General features: G+C 66.5%; 6 protein-coding genes. 5 read left to right on the top strand and 1 reads right to left on the bottom strand.

Translation table 11 applies throughout. The features are described from left to right. Window positions 1–279: 279 nt before the first annotated feature. A complete protein-coding gene (locus V3330_RS19060) occupies window positions 280–1,242 on the bottom strand; it encodes an MBL fold metallo-hydrolase (RefSeq protein WP_354697054.1) in 963 nt (320 codons plus the stop codon). A gap of 51 nt (window positions 1,243–1,293) precedes the next feature. On the opposite strand from V3330_RS19060, the gene V3330_RS19055 reads away from it, so the two are divergent. The 5 genes from V3330_RS19055 to V3330_RS19035 all read left to right on the top strand — a co-directional run bounded on the left by V3330_RS19055 (window position 1,294) and on the right by V3330_RS19035 (window position 11,738). Continuing rightward, window positions 1,294–2,031, top strand: a complete 738-nt coding sequence (locus V3330_RS19055) for an HAD family hydrolase (protein ID WP_354697053.1) — start codon at window positions 1,294–1,296, stop codon at window positions 2,029–2,031. Window positions 2,032–2,101: 70 nt separating this feature from the next. Continuing rightward, window positions 2,102–4,003, top strand: coding sequence for an autotransporter assembly complex protein TamA (locus V3330_RS19050; RefSeq protein ID WP_354697052.1), 1,902 nt, complete (start codon window positions 2,102–2,104; stop codon window positions 4,001–4,003). Continuing rightward, window positions 4,000–7,914 carry a translocation/assembly module TamB domain-containing protein gene (locus tag V3330_RS19045; protein WP_354697051.1) on the top strand — a complete coding sequence of 1,305 codons (3,915 nt, stop codon included), beginning with the start codon at window positions 4,000–4,002 and terminating at the stop codon, window positions 7,912–7,914. Before V3330_RS19050 ends, V3330_RS19045 begins: the two co-directional genes overlap by 4 nt. A 54-nt stretch (window positions 7,915–7,968) precedes the next feature. After that, entirely contained in the window at window positions 7,969–9,090 is a 1,122-nt protein-coding gene (locus V3330_RS19040) for a HEAT repeat domain-containing protein (protein ID WP_354697050.1), read from the top strand. Then, a complete protein-coding gene (locus tag V3330_RS19035; RefSeq protein ID WP_354697049.1) occupies window positions 9,087–11,738 on the top strand; it encodes a M14 family zinc carboxypeptidase in 2,652 nt (883 codons plus the stop codon). Before V3330_RS19040 ends, V3330_RS19035 begins: the two co-directional genes overlap by 4 nt. The last annotated feature ends 10 nt before the right edge of the window (window positions 11,739–11,748 follow it).

The raw sequence follows: 11,748 nt of genomic DNA, 5'->3' as shown, positions 1-11,748 counted from the left end.
GATTTTCTAGATATGCAAAACTGTTACCTATGTCCCCGAACGTACTGTTAACCATGTGTCCGGTCTGTACACAGGGATGGGTTCACGCCGGGTCCTGGAAGGGGTATGTCACAGCGCGCGGCGGACCTCAGTGGCACCCACCCCCTGATTTTCAATAGGCGAAGGTTCACTACCGGCGGAATCCATGAATGTGGAGTGACGTCGTATCTTGTGTGTTCTGGAAGGGGCATGTCACGGCGCGCGGCGGACCTCAGTGGCACCGCAGAGTCCGGTTCGAGCTCAGGGGGCGGCGTGATCCAGCCAGAACTCGATGCCCTGGGTATTGAGGTCGACATCGGGGGCGAGGATGGAGGTGAGTTCCTCGTCGCCGAGGGTCACGCCGTGCTCGCGGCAGCGATCGGTGAGCCAGGTGAACATGTCCTGCTCGATCGCCCGGGTGCGATCCTCCGCGTCACGGTGGTGGAGACCGAGCTTGGCCAGGAAATTCACGCCGGCAATCATGTCGTCGGCCAACCGGCGCACATCGCCGACCCGGCCGAAGTGGGTCAGATACAGGCATTCCGGGCCGGCATCCATCAGGCGTTCGACCGATGTGATCAGGGCGGCGGGGTCGAACTGAATCGGGGTCGTGGTCGGAAACACGAAGGGTCCCTTGTCGGTATCCAGATCGCGATAAGAGAGTCCAAAGGTGTCCCCGGTGAACCAGCCCCGGGTCGCGCTGTCCCAAACACAGAAGTGATGCCGTGCGTGGCCCGGGGTGTCGATGAAGCGCAGTTGCCGGCCTTCGAGTTCCAGGCTGTCGCCGTCGTTCATGATTCGTACCCGCTCTTCCGGGATCGGCAGCAGGGCACCGTACATGGCATCGAAGGCTTCGTCGCCGTACACGCCGCGGGCGCTGGCTTCCAACCGCGAAGGATCGACCATGTGGCGCGCACCGCGTGGATGGACGTGCAGCGTTGCCTGCGGCAGTTCGGCCAGCAGGCGGCCCGCGCCGCCGGCGTGATCCAGGTGTACGTGGGTGACGATGACATGCCGCACCTGGTCGCGGCTCCAGCCCCGCCGCTGCAGCGTGTCCAGAATCCGCGATACGCTGCCGGCGTTGCCGGTTTCGATCACAACGGCCTCGGCCGCAGTTTCGAGCAGGTAGCAGGCGGCCATTTCCGGCCGCACCATTCCGCTGTCGATGGCGACGATTCCACCGGCATACTCGCGCGCCCTGATGCATTCTGATTTTTCGGTCATGGCCTCAACCTATAATGTGCGCATGCACGTGAAGCAAGCGAATATACCGCAATGACACCCGATCGGGAGCAGTCCGGCGCCGAACGTGTCTGGATTCTGGATATCGACGGCACCCTGATGCCGACCGAAAGCCTGGACAATCGTTGCTACTGGCAGGCGGTGCACGACTGCGTCGGCGGTGCACCCGGGACGCTGAGTCTCGAACGCTTCACCCATGTCACCGACAGCGGCATTCTCGACGAGTGGATGCGTCAGCGGTACGGCCGGCCGCCACTTCCGGCGGAGGTGTCGGCCGTGCGCGAGCGATTTCTTCAACTTCTCGATGACACCTTTGCGCGGGAGCCCGAATCCTTCACGGCCACGCCGGGCCTGTTCGACTGGATCGACCGAAAGCTTGGAGCCACACCGGAATCCATCGCCATCGCAACGGGTGGGTGGTCCCACACCGCGCTATTCAAACTGCGCTGCGCCGGGCTCGACCGGTACGCACTGCCGCTGGCCACCAGTGACGACTGCGTCAGCCGGACCGGCATCATGGAGACCGCCCGGAGCCGGCTCGCCGGGACGGACGCGGACGCAGGGCCAACCACCTACATCGGTGACGGCTTGTGGGACCTGGCCGCCAGCCGCGAGTTGGGCTGGTCCTTCATCGGCATCGCTCGCGGCAGCGCCGCCGACCGCCTCAGGGCAGCCGGCGCCGAATCCGTATTGCCCGATTTTCACGCCCTGACCGCCCAGCTCGAAACCAGGCTCGTCGGCATCGACCCGGTGGCGCATGCCACATCCTGAGCGAAACCGTTTCCGCCGGCGGTCCAGTGGCCCCGCGGCACGTGCCGCTGCGGCCCGGTACCGAGCCCAGATGCGGGGCAAGACCCGTGTTCTCGCGGCCTGTCTGCTGCTCGTCTCCGCGCCGGGCCGGGCCGACTCGATCGACGTCCGGGTCCGCGGGCTCGAGGGTGCCATGCGCACCAACGTGAAAGACACTGTGGAAGCGTACGAGACGGGTGGCGACATCCGCCTGTCCGCACGGCGCCTGCAGGACATCTCGGACAACGTCGCACGCAAGGCCGGAGAGGCACTGCGGCCGTTCGGCTACTACCACGCCAGTGCCCGGACCGAACTCAGCGAGTCCAAAGCCGGCGATTGGTTGCTTGAAGTCCACGTGGAAACCGGACCGCCGGTGATCATAGAAACCGTGACCGTGGAAGTCACCGGTGACGGTGTCGACCTGGAAGAACTGGAGACCTGGCGGGACGACTGGCCGCTCGAGGCAGGGGATCGCCTGGATCAGCGTACCTGGGAAGAACAGAAACGCATCGCCCTGGAACACGCCGAGTCCAGCGGTTATCTGGGGGCCCGGTTCGTCGAGCATCGCATCGAGGCGGACCTCGTGCGCAATTCGGCCACACTCAAACTGGTTTTGGACACCGGCCCCCGGGCCGTGCTCGGTTCGGTCCAGTTCGAGCAGGATGCCTTGCAACCGGGCATTCTCGATTCGCTGGCGCGTTTCGAGCCGGGACAGCCCTACGACGCCTGGCTGCTGGAACGCTTTCGCCTGGACCTGTGGCGAACGGGTTACTTCGATGAGATCGAAATCGACGAGGAGCGGCAACTCGACCGGGAACCGCCGGTGGTCAACCTTACCGTCCGCGCCCGCGCTCGCACCCCGAACACCTACCAGGGAACCCTGGGTTACGGGACCGACACCGGCATCCGCGCCCAGTTGTTCTGGAACCGCCACCTGCTTTCCCGGCGTGGAGACACCCTGAACATGGGGCTGGGCTGGCAGGAGAAAAACAACGAATACTCCTTCCGCACCAGCTACAAACTGCCGCGCACGTCGCGGGAACGCGAATACTGGACGGCGGACCTGTTCATCCGCCGCGAAAACCAGGACCTCGAAGTCCGGCCCGACGAAGACGATGCCGACTTCGTGACCCTGGCCAATGGCGATGCCACGGACTATTCGGTCAAGGCCGGCCGCCTGATCGTGCGCGACCTCGATGACGGCTACCAGCAGTTGTTCGAAAACTGGTATGCCCAGTTCGTGCTCGAGGACAATACCTTCAGCCGCAGCGACGTGGCGATTTCGCTGGACGGCGTACCTCTGACCGCGGAGGACGTGGAAACCTTCGACGCCGTCGACAGTTCGCTCGCACTGGGCGTCAACTGGGATTTGCCGGTGATCCGCGGCAGCGGCTTCGCCACCACGGGGCACCACGAGCGCGCCTGGGTTTTCACCGCCAACGAGGCCTGGGGCTCCGGCAAGAACTTCACCCAGGCCTATTTCTCGACCAACTGGCACCGCATGCTGGGCGAACGTTTCAAGCTGCTGCTGCGGGGCGAAGTGGGTTATTCGGACGCCCGGGTTCAAAACGTCAGCCTGGAGGTCGACGGCGAAACCCTGGACCTCTCGGTGACCGACCTGCCCAACATCTACCGCTTCAAGGCTGGCGGCAGTCGCAGCGTGCGCGGTTACGCCTTCGAATCGCTCAGCAACAACGGTCTGGGTTCGAACAATATCGTCACGGCCAGCGCGGAGATCGAAATGCGGTTCCGCGACGACTGGTCGGCCGCGGCCTTCATCGACGTCGGCAATGCGTTCAATTCCTGGAGCGATTTCGAACTCAAGCGTGGTGCCGGAGTCGGCCTGCGCTGGTACAGCATTCTCGGAGCCATCCGCCTCGACGTCGCGCAGGCCCGCGACTTCAGCGGCAACCCCTGGCGCATTCATTTCACGCTTGGAACTCCGCTGTTGTGATTCGCCGCCGCATCCTGTTCATCTTCCTGCCCACCCTGGCCCTGCTGTGCCTGACGGCCGCGCTGGCCTGGCTGACCCGAACCGAATCCGGAGCGCGCTGGATCTGGAACCGGGTAGCGGCCACCACATCGGTGCTGAGCGCCGGTTCGATCACGGGCGATCTGCATTCCGGGCTGGAGATTCGCAACCTCAAGTGGAGCGACGGCGAAACAACAGTGCACGCCGACCGCACGCGGCTGTCCGCGGCCCTGGATTTGCTGCCGCCAGCCGTGGGCGTCGAATTCCTGCGGGTCGGACGACTGGCGATTGACACGACCGGGACCACGGTGGACCCGGCCGACGCCCCCGTTGACCTGGCGAACCTGCTGGAATCCCTCGCCCTGCCGATTCCGGTCCGGTTCAATGAGGTCCGGCTGCAATCCCTGACCGTCAATCCACGGCCGCAGAGCGGCCCGGGGTCCAGCACACCCGCGGAATCGATTCCGGAGGCCAGCGACCTGCGATTCAGCGGCCGCTGGCGCGACAGCCTGCGGCTCGACGATCTGCAGTTCAACCGGCCGGGATGGGGCCGTGTCCGCGCAACAGTCCGGCTGGACCTGAAACGGCCATTCGCCGCCGAAGCCGAACTGCGCTTGCAAACCGTGAATCCGGGCAGCCCAGCCGCCAGGAGTCAGCCCGACGCGACGGCCGCGCCGGAGCCCGCCTACATGGTGGCGCTGGAAGGCGACCTGACCGCTCTCCGCATCGAGGCCCGCGCCGAACACGCCGGCATGGTCGCGACGGGCACGGTGACCGATATTCTGTCCGCGCCCACATTCGATCTCGAGTTCCATGCCAATGCCCTCGACCTGAATCCGGGCGCCGAACCGGAAGACACACTGCTGGCGGAGCGGGTTTCCGTTTCAGCCATCGGCAGCGTGCGGGATTACCGGCTGGAGGCCGCCGCCGACCTGCGCCTGCCATGGCCCGAGCCGGTGGCCCTCACCCTCAGTGCTGCCGGCGACACCCGGGGCCTGGATATCGAATTCTCGTCGATCCAGCACCCGGCCGGGCGGATCACGACGACCGGCCGGGTGGACTGGGCGGAAACTCCACGGGCCGAGCTGGATGCGACCCTGCACCGCCTGGATGTGAGCACCTGGACCGACGCCTGGCCGGAAGAACATCCGCTCAACGGCAGCGGGACGGTCTCCTGGGCCGGCGAAAACATCCGACTGAGCGACATCCGGCTGGGCGCCGAAGGCACACCGTTGGCGGCCAACGGCGAAGCCACCGTCGATGCGGCCTCCGGAGCGCTCGAAGGCCAGTTGAACTGGCGGGGCCTGAGCTGGCCCGCCTTCGCGGACGAGCCCGGCATCGAGGAATCGAGCGGATCGCTGGCGTTTTCCGGACGGCTGAACGAGTGGACCGCCAACGGCCGAATCCGGCTCGCCCCGGCCGGTCTGCCGGACGGCGAACTGGCAGTCAACGCCCGCGGAGGAACGGACGCGCTCACCATCGACATCGAGCCCAGCGCGGTGCTGGGCGGAAGGGTCAGTGGCCGCCTGGAGTACCGCTGGGTCGAGCCAGCCGCCTGGAATGCCCGCCTGCAGGTTGACGCTCTGCACACCGGCCCCCTGGTCGCCGGCTATCCCGGCCGGATCAGCGGCCGTTTTCAGATGAGCGGCAAGCCGGAGCAAGATGAACTGGATGTTCTCATCGAAGAATTGAGCGGCGAAGTCCGCGGGCGACCCGTCCGGGCCGACGGCCGGCTGATGGTGCGCGACGGGGTTCCGCAGGCGCGGGATCTGAATCTGAGAACCGGCGATTCGACCTTCCGCCTGAACGGTAATCCACAGCAGGCCAATGGCCTGAAGTTCGAGGCGCGCATCGCCAGTCTCGGCGACCTGATCGAGGGCGGTTCCGGCAGCCTGCAAGGCTCCGGAAGCCTGATGATGGAAGGGTCGGTTCCACGCCTGGACCTGACCGCCGACGGCCGCCAGATCGCCTGGGATGGCTGGCAGGCGGAGAATCTGAGCCTGCGTACCCGCAGCCGTCCCGGGGGGGCCACCACCCATCGCCTCGTAATCAGCGATGCGGTGGTCGGTGAGCGCACCGTGAACGAAGTGACCCTGACATCCACCGGCCGACAACCGCTGGAGCAGATCGTGGTGGACGGCCGGCTCGACGACACGCACATGGTGCTCAGGCTGGAGGGCGGCATCGCTGACTGGGCCGCGCCGTTGCAATCGGGCTGGCGCGGTGAGATCAGCGAATTCAGGGCGGATCACAATTCCCTCGGCTATCTCGAACTGGAGGAGCCCGCCGCAGTCGCGGCTGCGGCATCGGCCGCACGGGTGGACGGCGCCTGCATGCGCGGTCGGCGCAACGGCCGGGTCTGCGCCGGCGGCGCCTGGAACGATTCGGGCGGAATCTCCGTGACCGCCCGGTTCGAGCGGCTTTCGCTGGAGGTGCTGCGCCTGATGCTGGCCACCGACATCCAGCTGTCGCAGCGGCTGGACGGCACATTCGATTGGACGAAAACACCCGGAAGTCCGGTATCCGCCGTCATGAACCTGGACATCTCGGCCGGTGACATCGTGCTGCCGGGAAATGCGGAAACGGTAATTCGCACCGGTTCCGGAAAACTGGCGTTCACCGTGCGGGACGGCAGGCTCCACGGCGGCTACTTCGACCTGCCCATCGACGGCGCCGGCACCATCAATTCCGATTTCGGGGTGCCGGACCTGTCGGCCGGACCCGATTCACCGGTAGACGCGAGGATCCGGGTCGAGTTGACCGACCTGGCGCCATTTGGCCGGCTTTTTCCCGAACTGGACCGGCTGGAGGGCCGTATCAGTGCCGACCTGCGCGTGTCCGGTCCCGCTTCGAACCCGGTACTGACCGGTCACGCCACCCTGGTCCACGGCCGCATCGAGCATTTCGCCTCGGGCCTGGTGCTCAGCGATATTCAACTGGCCGGCGCGGTCTACCAGTTCGACCGCGCGGAGCTGTACGGCAGCTTCCGGGCCGGGGAAGGCCGCGGTTCGCTGAAGGCGACGCTCGGCTTCGATGATGCCATGCGTCCCGATATCACGCTGGCGCTGAACGGTGAAAACCTGACGCTGATCGATGTTCCGGATCTCTCCATCCAGGCCAACCCCGATTTGCAGTTCGCCTGGAACGGTGGACCGATCCGCATCGACGGCCGGCTGGAAGTCCCGTCGGCCGAACTGTCGCCGCGCTACCTGCCCACCGCCACGGTTTCCGAAAGCCCTGATCTGGTCATCGTGGCCGGCGGCCCGCCGGAAGAAGCGCCGGACCAGGCGGAAAAACCCGGGCCGCGTATCATCGGCCGGGTGGATGTGGTGCTGGGTGAGGACGTCGAAGTCACCCTGGATCGCGCGACGGCGAATTTCAGCGGTGAGGTCGCCTTCATCTGGGACGGTCCGTGGCTGCCCATCGGCGACGGCAGCTTCGCGATGACCGGAGAGATCAATGCCTATGGACAACAATTGCGGATCACCGAGGGCCGCATTCGATTTCCCCGTAAACCGGTGGACAACCCCCGGCTCAGCATCCGCGCCAAGCGCGATATTTACGGCAACAGCCAGATCGAGGAGGCCGGCGTGCTGATCACCGGCACCCTGAAACAACCGCTGCTGGAAGCGTATACCGAGCCCATGACCACCCAGGAGCGGGCGCTTACCCTGCTGGTCACGGGCAGTGACTTCGATTACGACCAGGGCGTCGGCGGTGTGGTGGTGGGCATGTACGTGGCGCCACGCTTGTACGTCAGCTACGGCATCGGCCTGTTCGATGACCAGAACGTCATCAGCGCACGCTATGACCTGAAAAAAGGCTTCGGCATCAAAGCCACCTCCGGCCAGCGCGAGACCGGCGCCGACATCAGCTACACCATCGAAAACTGACCCCCGGCATCCGCCCGGGATGCACATCAACGAATATTTTCGTATGATGCCGAAATGATCCCCAGTCGCGCCGCGATTACGCGTCCGGCAGGCCGCGGCCTGCATCCGGCCTCGAAGGCTGGCTGGTTTGTTTTGCTGTGGGTCACATCGGCCGGGATCGGATTCGCCGCTCCGGAACCAGGAAACGATGCTTCCCACGCTTTGTGGAATCCGCAGCAGGCACTCGAATCCGCCGCGCAGGGTCGGGACGACAGCCGGGTGGACGGCTGGCTGGACCACCTGCGGGGCGGCGACATCGAGGGGCTTGCCGCCGAACTGAGCGCCTTCGCCGTGGCGGATTCTCCCGTCGCGCCCGCCCGCGAGGCCGATGTGTACCGCTTCACCGTGGCGCTCGGCGACCTGCCTGAAGATCTTGTACCGCCACCCCTTTTGCAGCAGCTCGAAGCCTGGCCGATACAGACCCTGATCGCGCACGAGGAAGGACCGGGCCACGCCGTGCCCCTGTTCAACATCAGGGCGGCGGCGCGGGGCGTGCGCGCGGCGCAGATCCGGCGGGCCGGTGAACGGCAGGCCAGCCTGCTGCTGCCGGCCGGACCGGAAACCTGGCTGCGGACTTTCGCCGGCACGGACGACGAGCAGCGGCGCCGGGGTTTCATCGACGTGCTGCACGCGGCGCCCGAGGCCGAACGCCGGGCCATCGCCACCGCGGCACTGGCCGGCGCCGCCGGGCAGCCACGGTTCGCCGTCGCTGCCGCCCATTCCGTGGCCTCTCTGAACGATGCCCGGGCCATGCTGGCCTTGATGGAAGTCGCCGACGGGGCCGACCTGAACTGGAACGAAGTGCTCAGATCCGGCGCCGGGCAGCTGGACGAAACCCAGCGTGCCGACCTGCTGCTCGGCGCAATGGCGGACTGGCCGCCCGACCGGGCCGCGCTGGCAATGGGCATCCTGACACCGGGCCTGACCCGGCACCCGGACGTCACCGAGAGCCTGTTCGAACTGCTGGACCATCCGGAACTCGGCGCCAGCGCGGCCCTGGCACTGTCCCGCCACCCCGAGCCCCGGATCACGGCCCGACTGGAACAACACGCGGCACGGGCCGATTCAGCCGGACGTCGCGCCGCCCTGGCGCTGCACCTGCGGTCGCTGTCCGGACCCGCGGGAGACCGGCCGTGACGGCCCGTTTGCAAGCCGGCCCGGCCTGGGCGTTCATCCTCGCCGCGGCGCTGGTAAGCGCGCCACCGCTCGCCGCCCAGACGGAGCGCATTGTCGAATGGGTCGAAGACGCACCCGCCAGTGATGCCGACCGCATCGCGCTCGGTTATCCGGTGCCGGTGCCGGTGGATACGCCGATGCCCTTCGACGGGTTCCGGACTTACGCCGGTCTGCACGCCCGGCACCAGGATCTGGCCGCCGGTTCACCCGTGGTCCACGCCGGGATCGTGGGAACCACGCGCAAAGGACGGGAAATCTGGGCCTACCGCCTGGGCGACGCCGACCTGCTGCGGCCGGGCGGCGCCCCGGAGCCGGCGATGCTCACCAACGGCGGCATCCACGCGCGTGAATGGCAGAGTCCGGAAGTGGTCACCGGCATCCTCGAACTGATGCAGGCCCGGCACGGCGACCACTGGCTGTACGACTACCTGCTGGAAAATGCCAACGTCATCGTGATTCCGGTGCTGAATGTCGACGGCTTCCTGCAGACCCAGCGCTACCCGTCCCGCAACTGGCTGGGCAGCGACATCAACGATCCGGATTCCTCACCGCGCGACGGCCGGATGCGGCGCAAGAACCTGTTCGGCGCCGACGAAATACTGGAAACCCGGGACGACCACCTGGAAGGCGTGGACCTGAACCGCAACAGCCCGCCGTACTGGAGCACCAGCCCCGGCAGTTCTTCGGCCGACAGCCGCAGTCTCGTGCATCACGGCATGGCGGCTGCTTCCGAACCCGAGACGCAGGCCCTGCAGGCAGCCGCGGAACTCGGACCGGTTGAGCGCCTGAGTGTCTACACCGACGTTCACTCCTTCTCCCAGGTGCAGCTCTGGGTCCGGGACAATAATCAGCGCCTGGCCATCCAGACCGAACAGGTGTTGCGCACCTTCCGTGATTTCCACCAGGCCTTCCCGGCGGGCAAGCGCTACGTGTTCAACTCCGCCAACTCGGTACCGCGCAACCAGGGGATCGGTTCCACCGACGAATACTTCATGTACATCCTGCAGGTGCCTGCCTGGACCCTGGAAGTGGAACCCTCGGGCGGCGGCAACGCGCATCCCGACCTGCCGGGTACCGGCGCCGATTACGGCGGGCTGGGCCGTAACGGCCACGACGGCTTCATCCTGCCCGAATCACAGATTCGCCGGGTGCGCACGCAACTGGCCGAAACCTTCGCCATCGTCTATTACCGCCAGTCGGGCCCACCGTCGGTCACGGCCGTGCGCATCACCGACGCGGCCACCGGCGCGGTCGTATTCGATGCCGCCTGGGACCCGGAGGTCGGCAGCGACGTGCGCACCGCGCACACATTCATGGCCCAACCGCTCCAGTTCGAACGCGACTACCAGGCCTGGATCGCTTTCGACAAACCCATGCGCTGGCGGGTGGATGGCGCCGACACCGCCCTGCCCGGCCAGCCGGCGAGCCAGCTCGAGGTGGAGAACGATCTGCTGGTCGACGGTCAGGCCTTGTCCCGGACCGTGGCAAACCAGCGCTGGCTGGATCAGCCTGGCGGCAGCCCCTCGGGGTATCACCGTTATCTCGAGGATGCGCTGGCATTCGATATCCGCCTGCCGGCCGACGCGGCCAACACGGCGGTTGTGACCCCGTCGACGAACGCGGTGATCTCAGTCAGCGCCCGCGACATGACCGGCCTGCGCACCGACGCGAACCCGGCCACCGTGGCCCGCTGGCAGAATGGGGCCTGGGCCGGTTACGAAGATACCGCGGGCGCCACCGATACCGACAGCGGAGGCTCGGACCGCACGCTGGACCTTACCGTGACAGCCGACCCCGTCGGCGATCCCTTCGTCATCGAGCCGGGCACATCGGCAGCCTGGTACGACCCCGCGCGTTCCGGTGAAGGTTTCATGCTGGAAATCCTGGCGGACGACCGGGCCTTGATGTACTGGTTCACTTACGACGACGAAGGCGAGCAGGACTGGTACCTGGCCGTGGGCGATCGCACCGGCAATCGCATCGTCTTCGCCGAATTGCTGCAGGTGTCTGGCGGAATATTCGGTCCGGATTTCGATCCCGGACAGGTCACCGAGACGGTGGTCGGCTCGGCGGAATTCATCTGGTCGGGCTGCGACGCGGGGGTCATGCGCTGGCAACTGGACGGACCGGGCGCACCGCGCGGGGGTCGCATGAACCTGCGGCGGCTCAGCCGGGTAATGGGCATCGACTGCGGTCAGCCCCTGCTGGCCCCGGAACGCGAAGAGGCACGACTGGCCGGCTCCTGGTACGACCCGTCCCACGCCGGCGAAGGCTATACCGTGGAAATTCTGGCCGACAGCCGGGTGCTGGTGTACTGGTTCAGCTTCGGCCCGCAGGGCGAGCGGCGGTGGTTTTTTGGCGTCGGCGCCATCGACAACGGCCGTCTGGTCTTTCCCGACCTGCTCACGACACGGGGCGGAAAATTCGGAGACGCATTCGATCCGGATGCCGTCGAGGCGCTGCCCTGGGGCGGACTCGAACTGGAACTGGACTGCGAGGGCGGTACGGCCGACTTCACGCCCAGCGAGACGGGCTTCCCCGCGGGCAGCCTGCAACTCGCGCGCCTGACCTCGCTGCAAGGGCTGGACTGCGAGGCTGTAATACCCTGACCGCTTTCCG

Source organism: Elongatibacter sediminis (assembly GCF_037892215.1).
Lineage (GTDB): Bacteria > Pseudomonadota > Gammaproteobacteria > Xanthomonadales > SZUA-36 > Elongatibacter > Elongatibacter sediminis.
This window is presented reverse-complemented; position numbering and strand designations above follow the sequence as displayed.